Origin of the sequence: Sphingobacterium endophyticum, assembly GCF_009733535.1 — a bacterium.
GTDB lineage: Bacteria > Bacteroidota > Bacteroidia > Sphingobacteriales > Sphingobacteriaceae > Sphingobacterium > Sphingobacterium endophyticum.
In genome coordinates, this window is record NZ_SMMI01000010.1 from 23,667 (window position 1) to 43,509 (window position 19,843).

16 protein-coding genes and 1 riboswitch are annotated in these 19,843 nt (G+C 36.0%); of the genes, 7 read left to right on the top strand and 9 right to left on the bottom strand.

All coding sequences use genetic code 11. From position 1 onward, the window contains the following. Positions 1 to 117 precede the first annotated feature (117 nt). Positions 118 to 2,151, top strand: a complete 2,034-nt coding sequence (uvrB, locus tag E0Y80_RS13065) for an excinuclease ABC subunit UvrB (RefSeq protein ID WP_156308126.1) — start codon at positions 118 to 120, stop codon at positions 2,149 to 2,151. Between the two features lies 1 nt (position 2,152). Here the strand turns inward: uvrB and E0Y80_RS13070 are convergent, their stop codons facing one another. The 4 genes from E0Y80_RS13070 to E0Y80_RS13085 form a co-directional block, all read right to left on the bottom strand. Beyond that, a complete protein-coding gene (locus E0Y80_RS13070; protein WP_156308127.1) occupies positions 2,153 to 4,183 on the bottom strand; it encodes an alpha-amylase family protein in 2,031 nt (676 codons plus the stop codon). 150 nt (positions 4,184 to 4,333) lie between these two features. After that, the gene (locus E0Y80_RS13075; RefSeq protein ID WP_156308128.1) at positions 4,334 to 5,497 is read right to left on the bottom strand and encodes an alpha-hydroxy acid oxidase; all 1,164 of its coding nucleotides are present in this window, start codon (positions 5,495 to 5,497) and stop codon (positions 4,334 to 4,336) included. Positions 5,498 to 5,571: 74 nt separating this feature from the next. Next, positions 5,572 to 6,096, bottom strand: coding sequence for a DUF4833 domain-containing protein (locus E0Y80_RS13080; RefSeq protein WP_156308129.1), 525 nt, complete (start codon positions 6,094 to 6,096; stop codon positions 5,572 to 5,574). Between the two features lie 64 nt (positions 6,097 to 6,160). Further along, the gene (locus tag E0Y80_RS13085) at positions 6,161 to 6,343 is read right to left on the bottom strand and encodes a hypothetical protein (RefSeq protein ID WP_156308130.1); all 183 of its coding nucleotides are present in this window, start codon (positions 6,341 to 6,343) and stop codon (positions 6,161 to 6,163) included. Between the two features lie 208 nt (positions 6,344 to 6,551). Between E0Y80_RS13085 and E0Y80_RS13090 the strand changes: the two genes are divergently transcribed. Then, entirely contained in the window at positions 6,552 to 7,943 is a 1,392-nt protein-coding gene (locus tag E0Y80_RS13090) for an APC family permease (protein WP_156308131.1), read from the top strand. 56 nt (positions 7,944 to 7,999) lie between these two features. On the opposite strand, the gene metE is transcribed toward E0Y80_RS13090, so the two are convergent. From metE to E0Y80_RS13105, 3 genes are all read right to left on the bottom strand, one after another. Next, on the bottom strand, positions 8,000 to 10,309 hold the full coding sequence (metE, locus tag E0Y80_RS13095) for a 5-methyltetrahydropteroyltriglutamate--homocysteine S-methyltransferase (RefSeq protein ID WP_156308132.1): 2,310 nt from the start codon (positions 10,307 to 10,309) through the stop codon (positions 8,000 to 8,002). 73 nt (positions 10,310 to 10,382) lie between these two features. After that, positions 10,383 to 10,481, bottom strand: a riboswitch (SAM riboswitch). Positions 10,482 to 10,536: 55 nt separating this feature from the next. Beyond that, positions 10,537 to 11,226, bottom strand: a complete 690-nt coding sequence (locus E0Y80_RS13100) for a response regulator transcription factor (RefSeq protein ID WP_156308133.1) — start codon at positions 11,224 to 11,226, stop codon at positions 10,537 to 10,539. Positions 11,227 to 11,245: 19 nt separating this feature from the next. Next, positions 11,246 to 13,117: a sensor histidine kinase gene (locus E0Y80_RS13105; RefSeq protein ID WP_156308134.1), complete on the bottom strand. Its 1,872-nt coding sequence runs from the start codon at positions 13,115 to 13,117 to the stop codon at positions 11,246 to 11,248. A gap of 126 nt (positions 13,118 to 13,243) precedes the next feature. On the opposite strand from E0Y80_RS13105, the gene E0Y80_RS13110 reads away from it, so the two are divergent. Next, on the top strand, positions 13,244 to 13,642 hold the full coding sequence (locus tag E0Y80_RS13110; RefSeq protein ID WP_156308135.1) for a hypothetical protein: 399 nt from the start codon (positions 13,244 to 13,246) through the stop codon (positions 13,640 to 13,642). Positions 13,643 to 13,704: 62 nt separating this feature from the next. Here the strand turns inward: E0Y80_RS13110 and pyk are convergent, their stop codons facing one another. Continuing rightward, entirely contained in the window at positions 13,705 to 15,138 is a 1,434-nt protein-coding gene (gene pyk, locus E0Y80_RS13115; protein ID WP_156308136.1) for a pyruvate kinase, read from the bottom strand. A 112-nt stretch (positions 15,139 to 15,250) separates the two neighbouring features. Then, positions 15,251 to 15,751, bottom strand: coding sequence for an IPExxxVDY family protein (locus E0Y80_RS13120; RefSeq protein WP_156308137.1), 501 nt, complete (start codon positions 15,749 to 15,751; stop codon positions 15,251 to 15,253). A 265-nt stretch (positions 15,752 to 16,016) separates the two neighbouring features. Between E0Y80_RS13120 and E0Y80_RS13125 the strand changes: the two genes are divergently transcribed. The 4 genes from E0Y80_RS13125 (at position 16,017) to hisS (ending at position 19,774) form a co-directional block, all read left to right on the top strand. Continuing rightward, on the top strand, positions 16,017 to 16,253 hold the full coding sequence (locus tag E0Y80_RS13125) for an acyl carrier protein (protein WP_079643602.1): 237 nt from the start codon (positions 16,017 to 16,019) through the stop codon (positions 16,251 to 16,253). 27 nt (positions 16,254 to 16,280) lie between these two features. Beyond that, positions 16,281 to 17,534, top strand: a complete 1,254-nt coding sequence (gene fabF / locus E0Y80_RS13130) for a beta-ketoacyl-ACP synthase II (protein WP_156308138.1) — start codon at positions 16,281 to 16,283, stop codon at positions 17,532 to 17,534. Positions 17,535 to 17,615: 81 nt separating this feature from the next. Continuing rightward, positions 17,616 to 18,353: a ribonuclease III gene (gene rnc, locus E0Y80_RS13135; protein WP_156308139.1), complete on the top strand. Its 738-nt coding sequence runs from the start codon at positions 17,616 to 17,618 to the stop codon at positions 18,351 to 18,353. 41 nt (positions 18,354 to 18,394) lie between these two features. Continuing rightward, entirely contained in the window at positions 18,395 to 19,774 is a 1,380-nt protein-coding gene (gene hisS / locus E0Y80_RS13140; protein ID WP_156308140.1) for a histidine--tRNA ligase, read from the top strand. The last annotated feature ends 69 nt before the right edge of the window (positions 19,775 to 19,843 follow it).

The following is a 19,843-nucleotide window of genomic DNA, read 5'->3' on the forward strand; positions in this document are numbered from 1 at the left end:
GACAAAAAGTCTTGTTGAATACCAAAATAACAATAATTTTTTGGATTATTTTGTTTGCAATCAAGATATCTAGAAAGGGAATAAAATTTGATAACTTAGGGGTACGAAAGGCATTCTATGAAATTTCAATTAACATCAGAGTATAAACCGACGGGCGATCAGCCAGCTGCAATTGAACAATTAGTAGCGGGAGTAAATCAAGGAGAAACATATCAAACATTGTTGGGAGTAACAGGATCTGGTAAAACATTTACGGTTGCTAACCTAATCCAACAAACTCAGAAACCAACTTTGATTCTCAGTCATAATAAAACATTGGCAGCTCAATTGTATGGTGAGTTTAAGCAATTCTTTCCTAATAATGCGGTTAATTATTTTGTGTCTTATTATGATTATTATCAGCCAGAAGCGTTTATTGCACATACGAACACCTATATTGAGAAGGATTTAGCTATTAATGAAGAGATTGAAAAATTACGTCTTGCAACCACTTCTTCATTAATGTCTGGTAGGCGCGATGTGATTGTTGTTTCGTCTGTTTCTTGTATTTATGGTATGGGAAACCCTGAAGATTTCTCAAGATCAATATTCCGATTTGGAGTAGGGACTACCATAAGTAGGAATGCTTTTTTACATAAGTTAGTAGAAATCCTTTATGCTAGGACCACATCTGAATTTAAGAGGGGAACATTTCGAGTAAAAGGGGACACGATTGATGTTTATCCGGCTTATCTGGATACTGCGTATCGGGTTTCATTTTTCGGAGATGAGATCGATGAGCTTAGTGAAATCGATCCGGTTTCTGGCAGGACGCTAGAAAAACATGAAAGCTTAGCATTGTTTCCTGCAAATTTATTTGTTACACCGAAAGAGAAATTCACCCAATCCATTTGGTCTATCCAAGATGAATTAGTGTCGAGGAAAACGCAATTGGAAAATGAAGGGAAGATGTTGGAAGCAAAACGCTTAGAGGAACGTGTTAATTATGATTTGGAAATGATGCGAGAATTGGGGTATTGTTCAGGGATAGAAAATTATTCACGATTTTTTGATGGGAGGGATCCCGGAATGCGTCCATTCTGTTTGTTAGATTATTTTCCAGAGGATTATTTATTAGTGATTGATGAAAGCCATGTTACGATTCCACAACTGAGAGCCATGTATGGTGGGGATCGGTCTAGGAAAATTTCCCTGGTAGAGCACGGATTTAGATTACCGGCAGCATTAGATAATAGACCCTTAAATTTTCCTGAGTTTGAATCGCTTACGAATCAAACTATTTATGTTTCAGCCACACCGGGAGATTACGAACTACAACAAACAGAAGGTGTAGTAGTTGAGCAAGTTATCCGTCCAACAGGATTATTGGATCCAGTAGTAGAAGTAAAACCAGCAATCAATCAGGTAGATGATTTCCTTGAAGAGGTTGATAAGACCATCAAGGAAGGCGGACGTATCCTAGCAACAACATTGACTAAAAGGATGGCTGAGGAACTTACGAAATACATGACTAAACTGAATATTAAGGTCAGATATATCCATTCGGAGGTGAAAACATTGGAACGAGTTGAAATATTAAGAGGACTTCGCCTGGGGGAATTTGATGTTTTAGTTGGCGTCAATTTATTGAGAGAAGGGTTGGATTTGCCGGAGGTAACTTTAGTAGCCATTTTAGATGCAGATAAGGAAGGGTTCCTACGATCCGAGAGATCATTGATCCAAACTATTGGTCGTGCCGCTAGGAATGATAAGGGTCGTGTTATCATGTATGCAGATAAAATGACAGATAGCATGCGTGTAACGATTGAAGAAACCAATCGAAGGAGAGAGAAGCAAGTTGCATATAATTTAGAGCATGGTATTACGCCTAGAACGGTAGGAAAAACGAAGGAAGAGATTCTTGAACAAACTTCAGTTGCCGATTTTAAAGGAGAACCTAAGGCTTATGTGGAACCAGAACCAGGAGCTTCAGTTGCAGCAGATCCTTTAATAGAATATATGAGTGATAAGGAAATGAAAAAAGCGATCGAAACTGTACGTAAGAGAATGGAAAAAGCAGCCAAAGAAATGGAATTCTTAGAAGCTGCGAAATTACGTGATGAAATGTTTGCTTTAGAGAAAGCTTATGAAGATAAATTTGGTATTAGCTAACTCATAATTCTGGCGTTAGTTTAAATATTTTTGCACCGGAGGTTTGAAATGTAATATTGATATTGGAGTCTGTTGAAGTTTCTTCCTGACTAATTAGGTCCTTTATTTTAAATTTCCCATCCAAACCCTCTTTGTTTAGATCATACGTGAGGGTTAAATTTTCATCTTTGAAATTGAACGCTATTAAATATAGTTGATCCGCATCATTTTTCAGGTAAAGATTACTTGTTTTGTTGTCGAGAATTACCTGAAGCGGTTTAAAGCTTTTGCCATTTTTTCCAATTTTAAGGATTTCAGGGTTTTGTAGGATTGGTTCCATAGACGTTTGCCATTCTTCATTTTTAGAAAAGTCATCGCCCAATATAATTGGACCGGCAACAACTGCAGATAACAGACGAGCAATATTAGTGTTGTTAGATTCTCCAGTAAAAACTACATGGTCAGCATCGATGAAATCATAAAGGAAAGTTTGCCACCAACCGAAAGTAACAGAATTCAAGGTGTATGCTGTTTGCTCCATGGTCTTCCAAGCGTCGCAGGCGATCCTTCGCATATGTGCATACCGATAAGTCGCTATGGAAGGAGAGATGGCCGCATAAATAAGCATTTGATTATCTAATACCTCATTCAAGTATTTCATTCCAACAGCATATGCTTGCATGCCAGTTGTAATTTTAGGGTCGTAAAAAGATGTAGATTCTATAGATGCATGGGAAAGAAAATCAATTTTAATCATTTTAAAGCCGCATTCTTTCAGTTTCTCAAGAATAAATTTCATTCTTGCTTGAGTTCCAGGGTGAGTGGGGTCTAAGGCTCTACCGCCATCCAAGTCGTGAAATCCATTGTCAGTTTTAGTCCATAATTCAGCAAAAGCATAATCGGACCCTTCAGCTTTTCTGTTTGGTCCGGATTTGTACCCCCAATCAGTAAATGGTGCCCAATATGCTCCTGGTTCCAAGCCAGCTGCTTTACAATAGTTTACAAATTCCTTAAGTTTACTATAATCACCTCCCATTCCTCCGGGAACCATATTGTCCCAAAATGAATCCAAATCGATAAAAGCCTTTCCGTTTTCATTTCTAAAGTTTGGAATCTTGTTTTTGAAATAATCCACATTCCCAGTAGCATTTTCCCAGGAGAGTTTATCCTGTATAACTCCCCAACTATTCCATCCAATCGGTATAGCACCTGTCCAGCCTTTTATGTTTGGTGGGAATAATTTTTTTTGAAGTTTTGCATAGCTTTCCATTCCATCCTGCCAATTGTTTGAAAATTCTAACAGAATTTTAGAGGATTTTATGATATTTCCATTCACAAACCCATGTTTAATGGAGTCTCTTGTGATATTCACGTCCGTAAAACCGTTTATCACTTGTAATTCTGTGTGGTTTAGTGAATCTTTATTACCAAGAATTCCTGTTTTCCAAGTAGATTGGTCTAAAGATGCTGTAATTAAGCCTTTTTGATTAGTTTTATCATATAAGATTCCGACTTCAGCACTTTGGTAGGGTTGATTCTCGAGTTCATTTTGATGGTAGGAAATGAAGGTGTCGTTATCAAAGGGGACGGAAATTGTGGTTATGGGATTGCCAGAGAAAAATTGTTGCGGTTTAAGGGCTATTGGAATAAGGGTATTTGATGAAATATTTTTACCCTTAATAACTAATTCCAAAATAAAAGAGGGATTCTTTTCATAAAAATAGAAATTCTGTATTGCTTTAATTCCATTTGCTAGTGGATGTTCTATAGAATAGCAAATGCCAGAGCCTACCTGATCTTTGAATTTTTGCTTTAGCGCTCTTGCATTGGCAGATTTTACTTCAATAGGGCCTTGATTTTTTAATTGAAAGATTGAAACTGCATTTTCAAATACAGGGATATTGTTTTCAAGTAGTGAAAAAGATCCTTTTTTAAGATCATATCTAAAGACCTGATTATTATTAAGCTTTACATCGATTTGAGCGCGAATGGATTGGTTTGGTATTAATAATATGGTCAATAACCATATTATGTAAAAGTATTTTAATTGCATTATGAAATAGGTTGGTTGATATAAAAATCAAAATTGGTAGTCTTGATTTTTTTTTCAATCTACGATTATAAATTGAATTTCAGAGGCATACTAATAAAAAAAGAGGCTTACAGTATAATTGTAAGCCACTTTTTACAATAACTTATCGAGTTACAATAATCGAGATGGGAATTGCTGTATATTTTCAATACTTAGTTGCTGCATGACCTGATAAAGTTGAGCTTTGAACATGTTGATTGTATGATCTGCACCATTATCTCCTAATGCTCCAACACCATACATAAAAGGTCTACCCATAAAATTAAATTCTGATCCAACCGCATAGGCTCTACCAAGATCAACTCCTGATCTTATTCCTCCGTCCATCATTATTTTTAATTTACTGCTATAGTTTGAGTTTTGGGTCAATCTGATAAGAGAGTGAATAGAAGATTCACCAGCATCGATTTGACGGCCTCCATGGTTAGACACAATAACGCCATCGACACCGATGGATATTGCGGCTTCCATATCCTCAGGTGTTGCTACTCCTTTTAAAACCAATGGACCTTTCCAAATATCACGGATAGCTTGTACTTTTTGTACATTTACCTTACCTGTAAATGTTTTGTTCATAAATTGCCCCAACTGGGAGAGGTCTAATCCTTTTTCCATGTAAGGTTTTAGGGTTGCAAAATTGGGAATTCCATGTTGTAGGGTTTTTATTCCCCATTCCGGGCATATCAATGCCTGAAGAATATTCGATATATTCATTTTAGGAGGCATGGATAAGCCGCTTTTAATTTCTCTATACCTCAAGCCGAAGGAAGGAACATCGACTAATACGACAAGTACTGGACATTCTACGGCTTTTAAACGGTTTAGTATATCGTCTCTTAAACGATCTTCAGTAGGATGGTAGAGTTGGAACCAAGCCTCTCCTTCAGATACTTCAGCTATTCTTTCAATGCTACTCGTGGAAACAGTACTTAAGATGTAAGGTACATTATTTTTAGCAGCTGCTTTGGCTAAGATTTCAGGTGCATTCGGCCACATCAAACCTTGTAGGCCAATAGGTGATATGCCGAATGGAGCGCTATATTTCTTTCCGAAAATTTCGACAGACATATCTATATCGCCCGAAACATGAAGGTATTGAGGTTTTAATAAAATGTCATCAAAGTCATTTTCATTTCTTGCCAAATTCAATTCTTCATTACATCCGCCTTCAAGATAATCAAAGGCAAATTTTGGGATTCTCCATTTTGCTTTTCTTTTTAAGTCTGCAACAGAAGGATACCCTGGGTTATAGGGATATTTAATCTTTACACTCATTATTATTTAAGATATAGGTTGTTAGAGAACAAAAGTACGGTTAAAAAATTATAATAACCATCCTGCACTGTTTGCTAATCTATATTTAAACGTTGAATGATTTCTTTTTTTTCATGGATTCCATAAAAAAGAATGTAATCTACTTTTGTGGATAGTCCAGAGGTCCCATCTTTTTGTTTGATATAGATTCTGTTTACAATGAATTTGATTCCGTTCACAGAGGTTTCTACAAAAGGCTTTCCTTTGGCGGGAATAATTAAATTAAATTTTTGAGAGGGCAGGGAGACTATGGTTGCTTCAAAAAAATGGTCATTGATTCTTTTGGTGTCAATTCCATATGCAAAATTTTTTTGGATGGTTGTTAGAGGTTTAATCTCTCCATTTTTATCAAAGATTTGACGGTACACCCGAATTGGATTTTCGAGGTTAATTTTACGATCGTCTGTAAGATTTAATGCGTAAATAAATGTGTTTTTTCCACGATTATGTTGTATATAGAACAATAATCCATCTTTTTCAGAGGGTTTTGGGTACCCCTCTTGAGCTTTGACATAACAAAATGATACGAATATCAGAACCACCGAAATGAATTTATTCATCCTTATTTGTTTTTCGGTAATTTACTGATATTCGCGTTAAGTGATGGTGAATTTTTAGTTAAAGTTAATTTGTGCCACCCCTTCCTCCAAACATTTTAGAGATGAGCCAAATTACAAGTACAATTGCACCTACCACCAATATAATGCCCCACCACATTCCTGCCTTAAATATTCCCTCAATTAATGAACAACTGCTAAATAGAGTTGTCGTTAGGGCAATCGCTAAAAATCCAATGTATCTATTCATATTTCTTTTTTTAGTAGTTATTATAGTACCTAAACAATATTGATGTATAAAAGTTTGTTATTTCCATGTAGATTGGATGTACGTTATGATTAGAAATTCATACATCCTGATTTAATTAAAAAATGATAGAAGAAAAATTTATTTTTTTGAAATGCGATAAAAATTGAGATCATAATTATTTGTACGTTTGAAAAATTAAAACCTATTTATGAATAAAAAACTCAATTTATGGGATTCCATAATGATTGTTATGGGCTCTATGATTGGCAGTGGGATTTTTATTGTATCCTCCGATATGATGCGTCAGTTAGGTTCTGGCTATTGGTTGATTGCAGTTTGGCTCATTACAGCGATAGCAACTATTGCTGCGGCAATTTGTTATGGCGAATTATCTTCCATCTTTCCAAAAGCTGGAGGACAGTACACGTATTTAACAGAAGTTTTTGGGAAAATGACGGGGTTTTTATACGGATGGAGTTTATTTGCTGTTATTCAGACAGGAACGATTGCAGCTGTTGCAGTAGCGTTTGGAAAATTTACGGCATATTTATTTCCAGAATTAAACGATGCTGCACCGATCTATCAAAATGGATCATTCATGATTACATGGATGCAGATTTTAGCCATCCTGGTAATTTTACTCTTAACGTTTATTAATACGAAGGGAGTTCAGAGTGGAAAAATAGTACAATCAATTTTTACTACTTCTAAAATTCTTGCACTACTTGTCCTTATAATAGGAGGTGCATTTTTAATTAAAGACAATCAATTTTCCAATAATCTTAGTTATGGTTGGTCCTCATTTCAGAACTTAGATTCTTCTGGCTGGAAGGAAATTTCTGGTGAGATACTATTAGGCGGAATAGCTGCAGCGATGGTCGGATCTATTTTTAGTAGTGTGGCATGGGAAAATGTAACATTCGTAGCCGGAGAGATAAAAGATGCGAAGAGGAATGTGGTTATTTCCATGGTAGTTGGTACGTCCTTGGTGATGTTACTGTATTTATTTTGTAATTATGTTTATTTGGCGAGTTTAAATCGAGATGAAATTGCATTTGCAGCAAATGATCGGGTAGCGATAGCATCAGCTGAAAAGTTACTTGGTCATATTGGGACCATTGTTATGGCGTTATTGGTGATGGTTTCAACTTTTGGCTGTGTAAATGGCATTGTTCTTTCTGGAGCAAGAGTATTTCAAAGTATGGCTAAAGATGGATTGTTTTTAAAGCAAGCTATCCCTAACAATAAACATGATGTTCCAGAGCGTTCTCTATGGCTTCAGGGGCTTTGGGCCTCATTATTATGTTTAAGTGGTCAATATGGTAATCTATTGGATATGGTTTCATTTGTTATTGTAATCTTTTATATGATTACTGTTTTAGCAATGATTTATTTACGTTGGAAAAAACCTGAGTTAGAAAGGCCCTATAAAACATTTCTATATCCTATTCCGCCAATTCTATATTTGTTGATAGGAAGTGCTTTTTGCATCCTTTTAATAGTTTTTAAGCCCCAATATACATGGCCTGGATTTATACTTATTTTGATTGGAGTTCCGATTTTTTATTTTGCTAAGAAGAATCGGCTGAAATCTTCATAAAAAAGGCCGTACGTTCTGTACGGCCTTCCTATTATATTTTATAATACTATTAATTTTTATTCAGCTCTTAAGATTTTAGCAGCTTCTACCATTGATTCTAAAGCGGCTTTAGTTTCTGGCCAAGCACGAGTTTTCAAACCACAGTCAGGGTTTACCCATAATTGTTCAGCAGGAACTACAGCTTTAGCTTTACGTAAAAGGTTGACCATTTCTTCAGTGCTAGGAACGCGAGGGGAGTGGATGTCATACACGCCAGGTCCGATATCGTTTGGATATTTAAAGTCAGCAAATGCGTCTAATAATTCCATTTGAGAACGAGAAGTTTCAATTGTAATTACGTCAGCATCCATAGCTGCAATATCTTGGATAATATCATTGAACTCAGAATAGCACATATGTGTGTGAATTTGAGTATCATCATCAACATTTGAAGAAGAAACACGGAAAGCACGAACTGCCCAATCTAAGTATTCTTGTTGATCAGCTTTACGTAAAGGTAGACCTTCACGGATTGCAGGTTCATCGATTTGAATGATTTTAATTCCTGCTTTTTCTAGTGCTTGAACTTCATCTAAAATTGCCAATGCAATTTGGTAAGTAGTTGTAGAACGAGGTTGATCATTACGTACGAAAGACCACTGTAGAATCGTAACAGGACCTGTCAACATTCCTTTCACAGGACGATTAGTTAACGATTGTGCATATGCAGACCAACGTACAGTCATGTCTTCAGGGCGGTAAACATCACCAAAAATAATTGGAGGTTTTACACAACGAGAACCATAAGATTGTACCCATCCATTTTGCGTGAATGCATAACCTGCTAATTGCTCACCAAAGTATTCAACCATGTCATTACGTTCGAATTCACCATGTACTAGAACATCGATATCTAAATCTTCTTGAAGACGGATAGTTCTTTCAGTTTCAGCAGCGATTTCTTTATCATATTCTTCTTGAGAAATTGTACCTTTTTTCAAGTCAGCTCTCCATTTACGAACATCTTTCGTTTGAGGGAATGAACCGATAGTTGTTGTTGCAAAACCAGGAAGGTTAAATTTAGCTTGTTGAGCTTCTTTACGATCGTTGAATGAAGAAGTACGTTTAGCATCTTCATCGGTAATATTACTAACACGATTTTTAACTTCTGGTCTATGAATTAGAGGAGAAGTACGACGGCTTTCCGCAGCTTGTTTATTGTCTTCAAAACGTTTTTGCGTATCCGCATCAACATCACCTTCAGCCAATACAGCAAGATCTTTAACTTCAGAAAGTTTTTGCTTAGCAAATGCCAACCAGTTTTTAACTTCAGCAGGTAGAGATTCTTCATTGTTTTCGTTGTCCAAATCAAAAGGAACATGTAATAATGATGAAGAAGGAGCAACCCAAACGCGGTCTTTACCTACAGCATCTACAGCTTGTTTGATTTTTTTCAATGAGTTTTCGTAATCATTTTTCCAAATGTTACGGCCTTCAACCACACCTAAAGAAAGAGTTAGGTTAGCAGGAACTTTTGATAATATAGAGTCGAGTTGATTTTCACCACGAACAAGGTCAAGGTGTAAAGCATGCACAGGAAGGTTAACGGCGATATCTTCGTTATTTCCTAATGCCTCAAAATAAGTAGCAACAATAAGTTTGATTCCTTTAGCTGCAGCAGCTAATTTTTCGAATACTTTTCCGTAAAGTGCTTTAGTAGCATCATCGATATCCAATGCCAAGAAAGGTTCATCGATTTGTACATATTGAGCACCAGCATCAGCAAGTTTACCTAAGATCTCTTCGTATACTGGAAGTAATTTGTCGATAAGATCAATACGGTTAAAGTCAGCTTCTTTTTCTTTACCCAACAATAGGTAAGTGATAGGACCAATTAGGACAGGTTTAGTTTCAATTCCTAATTGTTTAGCTTCGTTATATTCATTTAAGAATTTTTCAGAAGTAAGTTTGAATTCTTGGTTTTTTACGAATTCAGGAACGATATAGTGGTAGTTTGTATCAAACCATTTAGTCATTTCCATAGCAGTAACATCTACGCCACCTTCTTGGAAACCACGAGCCATTGCAAAATATAAATCAAGATTATATTTGCGATCGATTTTGTTTAATAAGGAGTTGTAACGAGCAGGAATAGCTCCAACAGTTAATGATAAGTCTAGAACTTGGTCATAGAATGCGAAGTCATTAGATGGGATCAGATCGATACCAGCATCTTTTTGAGTCTTCCAATTGCTTTCACGGATTTTAAGTCCAGCCTGCAATAATTCTTCCGCGCTGATCTTCTTCGCCCAGTAAGCTTCATTAGCTTTCTTCAATTCGCGGAAAGCGCCCACACGTGGGTAGCCTAAATTGTTTGTTAATAGCATATAGTTTTCTACTAAATTAATTATGTTTCAAAAATTCATTTGCTAAGAGAAGGCTACCAAGGATTCTGTAACCAGCTTATCTTTCCCAATCGGGGTAGAATGTAGCACCTTGTCAAGAGACAGGTTGCTAAGGCTTCATCGGGTCTAGTCCCTCTGCCTTTCTCTATAAGCGATGGCTAAGTTAGGTATTACATTTTTAAAATGCAAAAAAAGATTTTAGTTAGCTGCTAACTAACTAATAATTTGTATCCTTTACCGTGAACATTGACAATTTCAACATTTGAATCTTCTTTTAAATATTTTCTCAATTTACTTAAGAAAACATCCATACTTCTACCTGTGAAGTAATTGTCATCATGCCAAATTTTAATTAATGCTTCTTCACGAGTAAGAACATCATTTTTCTTTAAGCAAAGAAGTCTTAATAGTTCAGCTTCTTTAGTTGAGAGTTTTTGTTGCTGACCTTTGTAAGAAATAATTTGACTTGTATAATCGAAGAAATAATCACCGATTTCAAATTTATCTGAGATTTCTTCTTCCTTGTCTTTAGACGCTCTTTTGAGCAAAGCATTTATTCTCAATAAAAGTTCTTCAACTCGAAAAGGTTTGGTAATATAGTCATCACCCCCCAATTCAAATGCTTGGGTCTTATCTTCCATCATTCCTTTGGCTGTAGCATAAATGATAGGAACTGTTTGGTTGATTTTACGGATATCTTTCCCTAAGGAGAACCCGTCTTTCTTAGGCATCATGACGTCCAAAATACATAGGTCAAATTCTTCTTTACGGAATGCATCCATTCCTTCCTGACCATCTTTACATAGAACTACATCAAATTTTCCTTTTAATTCCAGATAATCCTTTAACAATTCGCCTAAGTTAGGATCATCCTCTGCTAATAATATCTTTTGATTCATACTTTTCTATATCTAATGATTATGCAACTTCCTTTGATGCATTTTTCAATGGGAGAGTTACTTCAAATTGTGTGCCTTTATCTTTTTCACTTTTAACGGTAATTTTACCATTTAAGCGTTTAATGATGTCGTTTACATAGCTTAGTCCAAGCCCGAATCCTTTTACATTATGGATATTTCCAGTAGGGATGCGGTAGAACTGATCAAATATTTTTTCTTGTTGATCCTTTGTCATTCCCATTCCTTTATCAGCAACAGAAATTACAATGTTATTTCCTCTATTAAAAGTCTTAAAAGTGATTTCTGGTTTTTCTTTAGAATATTTTATTGCATTATCCACCAAGTTAAACATCACATTGGACAAGTGCAATTCATCACCAACGACGAGGTCGTTTTGAGCAGCAATATCAACATGTAGAATTCCTTCGGCTTTATCCATTTGAAGCCTCATGCTTTCTAATACAGCATTAGCCAAGGAGTTAATATTTACATTTACTCGTTCAATTTTAAGGTTTTCTTTTTCTAGCCGAGCAATATTTAATACCCTTTCAATATGAGATCCGAGTCTTACATTTTCATCATAAATGATATTTGCAAGTTTATTTACTCGTTTTTCATCGGATGAGATTTCCGGGTCACGGAGCGATTCACTCGCTATCATAATAGTAGCCACTGGAGTTTTAAATTCGTGGGTCATGTTATTAATGAAGTCCGTTTTCATTTCGGAAATTTTCTTCTGTTTGAAAATGATACTCAATGTATAGGCAAAACATCCGATTAGAAGGGCTAATAATGCAAGAATAGTAGGGAATAACCAATAGCCCATAGTTTCAGCAATAATACCGCCTTTGTTAGGAAAATGAATGCTTAATTCCCCAGGAGCGTTTCCTCGGTCTCCTTGAAAAAGCCGAGCTGTATAAACCAATGGGTTCTGTACTTCTTTTAATTCTTCATTATTGAATTGATATACACCTTGAAAAACGGGTATTTTATTGAAGTCTTTAATTTCCATAACAAAAGAAGACTTTATACCACGGTCTCTTAATTCTCTAATGAGTAAGTCAACTGTTTTTTTACCATTAATCCGTTCAGCTAACGGTCTTTTAGATAATTCCATTCCCATTGCCACATCTGCGATTACAGAGCTTTTTTTACCACCTAATATGGCAATAGTATCATATAAAGTAGCTGCCTCCTTAAATTTTTGACTTCTCAAATTGTTTAATTTGATTTCTAGAGCCTCAATTTTTGTTAAGGTTCTAGAGTCATACCGAGGAGGTAAAGTTCGAATTTGATAGGCTATAGCCTCGGTTGAAGGAGGCGTAAATACAGGGATTAAGTATCTAGCACTATCATCTTTTTGCGCGACCCTTGGTACTACTTTAATGGCTTCTACGTTGGTGAATTCTCCAATTGTATTTTCAGAAGTAATACCCTGTTCCAAAGTTATCCTTACCAGGTGTTTATATTCTTTCCTATTGAGATAGGTTTCGAAGAATTCATTGCTAATAGGTACAGCAGGGAATTGTTGGTTTAATTCTCTTTCTAGATAATTGAATCGTTGAGTGTGTGCAAAAGCGGTCCTTTGAAGGGTTTTAATGCTGTCTTGATATTGTAATTGTAAGGCTAAAATTCTTTCATTTTTTTGAATTCGCTCCTGATCTATCCTAAACTTTTCCTGGTTTTGTCTTTCTTGTTCCCTTGCAAAATCGTAGATTTCCTGGCGTTCAATTTTATTAGCAACGGCAGATAATGAGGCCTTAACCTCCTCGTCAAAAAGTTTCGATTCTTTTATAAACGATTCTCTTACAAAATAATATTGCATGGCCATTACACCTATCAGTGCAATTGACATCAGCCATATGATTAATGCAATACTTCTCTTTTTCATTTGTTACAAAAATAATAAGGGAAAACAGCTAATTTTCTCATTTAACACTATTTAACAGCAGATTTTTAGCATTTTTAGCGAAATAAGTTTTGATTTGGTAAATTATAAACATTAAATAAGCTAATTATGAAGACTGTATTTCTCCTTTCGCTGTTTCTGCTGATTTGGAATTTTCCAAGCTTTGCTCAAAATACTGAAAAAAAATCACAATTAAAGCCATTGGAATTTCAAGTACAAAAGTTGAAACTTGATACTTTAAAAATAGATTGGAATAATATAAAAAAGGGTGAAGGGGATCCTTCAATAGAAATACCGAATGCATACAATTTTAAGAAAGTAATACCTTCATTACAAAATCCAGAATTCAATATTAATCCAGCTGATGATACGGTTATTTTACAGAAGAAGTTAGATGGCAGTGAAAGTTCAAGGATGCCGGGGACTGAAAAGCTGGAAGCATTTGGGCGAAATATAAAAATAGATACCCTAAAGGACAGCAAAAAAAATGTGCCTTTGAAGAAATAGTTGATTTTGCCTTATGAGCATTTAAAATAAAAGGAGCCTCTGATTTGAGGCTCCTTTTATTTTTATCTTACTTCTGAAACACGAATGGTATTTGTTCTACCTTTTTCGTGTAAAGGAGTTGATGATGTGTTGATTACGATCTGACCTGGTTCAACCAAGTGACGGTCTTTCAATAATCCGTTTACATCTTGGATAGTACCATCAGTTGATTCATATTTTTCATAGATGAAAGCTTTAACCCCCCAGCACAGACTCAATGTGCGTAAAAGGGTTTTGTTACCTGTGAAAACATAGATATCCGCGTCTGGACGGTAACTAGAAATCTCCATTGCCGTATATCCAGAAGAAGTCATTACAGCGATTGCTGAAGCATGAGTTTTTTCTGCCAAGAATATGGATGAGCTGCATATAGCGTCTGGGATTCGGGTAACAGGAACAGTTCCTAATTGTTCTTTATCACTATAGTAAGGGTAAGAAGTAGCCTCAACATGAGTAATTACCTTAGCCATTGTTTCGATAACGATTTCTGGAAATTCCCCAACCGATGTTTCGCCACTTAGCATCACAGCATCAGCACCGTCGATTACAGAATTAGCCACATCATTAACTTCAGCACGAGTAGGACGAGGAGTCGTGATCATACTTTCAAGCATTTGTGTAGCAATGATTACAGGTTTCGACAAGTTACGACATTTCTGAGCGATAATTTTTTGTAAACCAGGTACTTCCTCCATTGGAAGTTCAACTCCAAGATCTCCACGAGCAACCATGACAGCATCTGTAGCTTCGATAATACTATCGATGTTATCAATTGCTTCAGGTTTTTCGATTTTGGCAATTACTTTAGCGTGAGATCCTTTTTTCTTGATGATTTCTTTACATTGTTTGATGTCTTCAGCAGAACGTACGAACGACATAGCAATCCAATCAGCACCATGATCTAATGCAAAATCTAAATTATCAAGATCTTCTTCAGTTAATGAAGGGATAGAAACTTTTGTATTTGGAAGGTTGACACCTTTTCTTGAAGTAAGGATACCACCGTGAACAACTTCACAAGTAACAGTGTCCAAATGGTTAGTAGAAAGGACGCGAAGTTGAAGTTTACCATCATCCAAAAGGATAATTTCATTTTCTTTTACGTCGTTAGGGAAGTTATCATAAGTGATGTAAATTTTCTTTTCATCACCAATTTGTTCATGGGTTGTAATTTCAACAGTACTTCCATTAACAAGAATAGCGCCACCCTCTTTCATTTTGCCGATACGGATTTTAGGGCCTTGTAAATCTGCTAAAATACCTACATTGAAAGGGTGTTCTTGGTTGATTTCGTTGATTGTGTTGATCACTTTAAGGTGATCATCCTGAGAACCGTGTGAGAAGTTAAGGCGACAAACGTCAACTCCTTTAGCAATCATACGGGTTAAAACATCTTTTTTAGAAGAAGCCGGACCTAGTGTAGCTACAATTTTGGTCCGCTTTTTTAGTTTATCCATTTAAATTAAATTTTAAATTCATATTCTTAATACGTATCAAATACTGCTTTATTCTCCCCTTAAAGCAGGTGTTTAGGTTTGAGTGTAGATTTTACACTATCTAAATAATTCGCTAAAATATCAGATTTTCTTTAGATTTCAATATTGTTGGGTCTATTTCTTTTACTAAAAGTACTTCAGGAATAGACTTTATGTTTTCTAAAAGAGCATCTAAATCTTCATCATCAATATAATGTTTGACCATTAAGAAATAATCAAAGCTACTTATTTCGGGTATTAATGCAGCCCCTTCAAGAGATCTATTGCTGAGCAAGTAGAATTCAAATTCGAAAGACTGGTTATGATACCTAAAGATATTAAAGTGATTTTTAATAGTGGGTTTATTTTTTTTAGATTCGAAAATAATATGGTAGTCGAGTTCATCTTTGACCTTTTCTTTGGTATGCCCATTATGGTCTAGATAATCTTCTTTTCCATAGACAAATTGCAGACCAGTATGCTTGTTGATAAAATGGCAGAGTCTATAATCTCTGAGGACAGAGCTTATACCGATAAGGATAAAATCCAGTTCAAGGTCAAAGTCAGTTTCGAGTTTAAAGGTTATTTTGCTCAAGCCAATATTATTTGATGATGTACAAAATTACGTTTTTACGGCATTTAAGTTTGAAGAATACGTAAAAATATCATTAAATATGCATTAAGTTTGTAAAACTTTATTTGTTTTAGTATTATTGAATAGCGTTAATTAATAAGGTATTGAAAACTTTATTTAGGGTAACATTGTTCTTTATTTAATTTCAAAAGTCAAAAAGATTTGATTTTTGGGAATATTTATTTTTTCTTTGCACAGATTTATTAAACAATTAAACTAGAAAATCATGTCAGATATCGCATCAAGAGTAAAAGCAATTATCGTAGAAAAGTTAGGTGTAGACGAAAATGAAGTAACACCTGAGGCTTCTTTCACGAATGATTTAGGTGCAGACTCACTTGATACAGTTGAGTTGATCATGGAATTCGAGAAAGAATTCAACGTTGCAATTCCTGATGACCAAGCTGAAAACATCAGTACTGTAGGTCAAGCAATCGCTTACTTAGAAAAAAACGTTAACTAACTAATTTTATTAGGCCAAACATCATAAATGGAGCTTAAGAGAGTAGTTGTAACAGGATTAGGCGCACTTACACCAATCGGAAATTCGGTTTCAGAATACTGGGACGGATTGGTGAATGGTGTGAGTGGAGCCGCTCCTATCACGCATTTTGATGCGTCAAAATTCAAGACACAATTTGCCTGCGAGGTTAAAGGTTTTGATCCGCATTTGTATATGGACCGCAAGGAAGCCCGTAAGATGGATCCTTTCGTTCAATATGCTATTGCATCAACGGATGAAGCCATTAAAGACGCGGGATTAGATTTCGATAAATTAGACAGGACCCGAATTGGAGTGATTTGGGGATCTGGAATTGGAGGGTTGACGACTTTTACAGAAGAGGTTGCTCAATTTTCAAAGGGAGATGGGACCCCTAGGTTCAATCCATTCTTTATTCCAAAAATGCTTATTGACTTAGCCCCTGGTCATATTTCAATGCGCCATGGATTGCAAGGTCCTAATTTTTCTGCAGTTTCTGCATGTGCATCAGCAACCAATGCAATGATTGATGCTTTCACCTATATACGTTCTGGGCGATCAGATGTTATTATTACAGGAGGATCAGAAGCTACGATAAATGAAGCAGGAATTGGAGGTTTTAATGCGATGCATGCCCTTTCGACAAGAAATGATGATCCTAAAACTGCTTCAAGACCATTCGATAAAGATCGGGATGGTTTTGTATCAGGAGAAGGTTCAGGAGCGATTGTCTTAGAGAGCTTAGAGCATGCTTTAGCACGTGGTGCAAAAATTTACGCTGAGATTGTAGGTGGTGGAATGAGCGCAGATGCTTATCACATTACTGCATCGCATCCGGAAGGTTTGGGGGCAAAGTTAGCAATGACTATGGCAATCAAAGATGCTGGTATGGATTTTTCAGACATTGATTATATCAATGTTCATGGAACATCAACGCCAGTAGGGGATGTCAGCGAAACAAAAGCAATTGTTGACTTATTTGGTGAACATGCTTATAAATTAAATATCAGTTCAACAAAATCCATGACAGGTCACTTATTAGGAGCTGCGGGTGCTGTTGAAGCAATCGCCTCGATTTTGGCGGTTAAGAATGATATTGTTCCTCCAACAATCAATCATTTCACAGATGATCCTGAAATTGACAGTAATTTGAACTTTACATTCAATACTGCACAAAAAAGGGTAGTGAATGCTGCATTGAGCAATACCTTTGGGTTTGGAGGTCACAACGCAACAATTATAGTGAAGAAGTATAATGGTTAAAATAAATTCATTTTTGCCATGCTAATCATTTTGAATAGGTAGTTGCATCAACCAACTACCTATTTGCTATTTAGAGTAATCATGCCTATCACACAGGTTTATAATCTATATCTGTCCCCTAATCGTAATTACGTTCGAAAACTTAAGAACTTACTTGGTTTCGTGCCTGGAAATATACGTTTGTATCAAATGGCTTTCCGACATAAATCAGTCGCGGTACTGATAAAGGATGGTGTGAAAAATAGTAACGAACGATTGGAGTTTTTAGGCGATGCAGTATTGGGATCTGTAGTGGCGGAGTTACTTTTCAAACTTTATCCATATAAGGATGAAGGGTTTTTAACGGAGATGCGATCAAAGATTGTATCCCGGGCAAACTTAAATCAGCTATCGCGGAAATTAGGATTCAATGAAATGATTGAATTTGATGCCCGTATGATCAGTTACCCGAATAAACAGGGGTCTCTACTCGGAGATGCGTTTGAAGCATTGATCGGTGCAGTATATCTGGATAAAGGATATACTTTCACAAGGGAATTTTTACTTTCTAGAATTATTAAGCCTCATGTGGATATCCAAACTTTAGAAATTACAGAAACAAATTTTAAGAGTAGATTGATCGAGTGGTGTCAGCATAATAACAAAGAGATAAGTTTTGTTCAAGTTGATAATCCTGAGGGTGAATCTAATAAGATGTTTTCCGTAATTGCTGTTGTAGATGGAGAAGAATGTGGTTTAGGAAGGGACTTTAACAAGAAAAGTGCTGAGAAGATTGCTGCAGAAAGAGCTTGTGAATATTTAAAAATATTCGATGAATAGAATCGAATGATTCTCCTCTCATTTTTTTTATCTTTGCGGCTATGGCATCAATTAAACCATCGTTAGCAAAAGGTACACGTGATTTCTCTCCAGTGGAGATGGACAAGCGTAATCATATCTATAATACCCTAAAGTCAATTTTCAAAAAATTTGGTTATTCAGAAATCCAGACGCCATCGTTTGAGAATTTGAGTACATTGACCGGTAAATACGGGGATGAAGGGGATAAATTAATTTTTAAAATCCTTAATTCAGGTGATTATCTGGCAAAGACACCAGAATCCTTATTGGCTGAAAAGAATTCCAATTCATTAATTTCTCATATTTCAGAAAAGGCCTTGCGCTATGATTTGACGGTTCCATTTGCAAGGTATGTAGTGATGCATCAAAATGATATTACCTTACCCTTTAAAAGGTTTCAGATACAACCCGTTTGGCGCGCAGATCGTCCGCAACGTGGAAGGTACCGAGAGTTCTATCAATGCGACGTGGATGTTGTAGGTTCTCCATCCTTGTTGAACGAGGCTGAGTTTATCTTAATTTATAATGAAGCTTTGGTTGAATTAGGTTTGAAAGATTTTAATATAAAACTTAATAATCGTAAAATTCTTTCTGGTATTGCAGAGGTTGTGGGAAAACCTGAGTTGATTGTCGACATGACCGTTGCCATTGATAAGCTGGATAAAATTGGACTCGATGGAGTGAATAAAGAATTGTTGGAGAGAGGTTTTACAGCCAAAGATTTGGAGGTTTTAAAACCAATCATTGAATTAAAGGGTACTAATGATGAGAAATTACAATCGATGAAATCGGTTTTATCTGCCTCGGAAATCGGGATGAAAGGTATCACGGAAATTGAGGAGGTATTCGATTATATTAAGAAGTTTGGCCGGAAAGATTTGCTAGAACGGGTTGTTGAGGTTGACATTACCTTAGCAAGAGGATTAAACTATTATACTGGTTGTATTTTTGAGGTTAAGACGAATGAAGTACAGATGGGAAGTATTGGAGGAGGAGGTCGATATGATGACTTAACTGGGATGTTTGGTTTGAGTGGTTTGACTGGAGTTGGTGTTTCATTTGGTGCTGACAGAATTTTTGATGTTCTTGAGGAATTAAATCTATTTCCAGCAGCGGGAACGGCAAGGACAAAGTTATTAGTGGTGAATTTTGATGAAAATTTGGAATCCTATACCTTACCATTAATTTACAGACTTAGAGAATCGGGAATTGCTGTTGAGTTGTATCCATCGGCTGCTAAAATCAAGAAACAGATGAGCTATGCGGATTCGAAACGTATTCCCTATGTTTTGTTGGTGGGAGAGGAAGAAGTAAACTCTGGGATGCTTTCATTAAAAGACATGGAAACGGGTGCTCAAGTCAAGGTTAGTTTTGATGAACTAGTCGAGAAGTTAAAATAAAGAATAATAAGAACGGCCTTTTGGGGTCGTTTTTTTATGGATAGTATAAAGAGATGGCAGATGCTGATA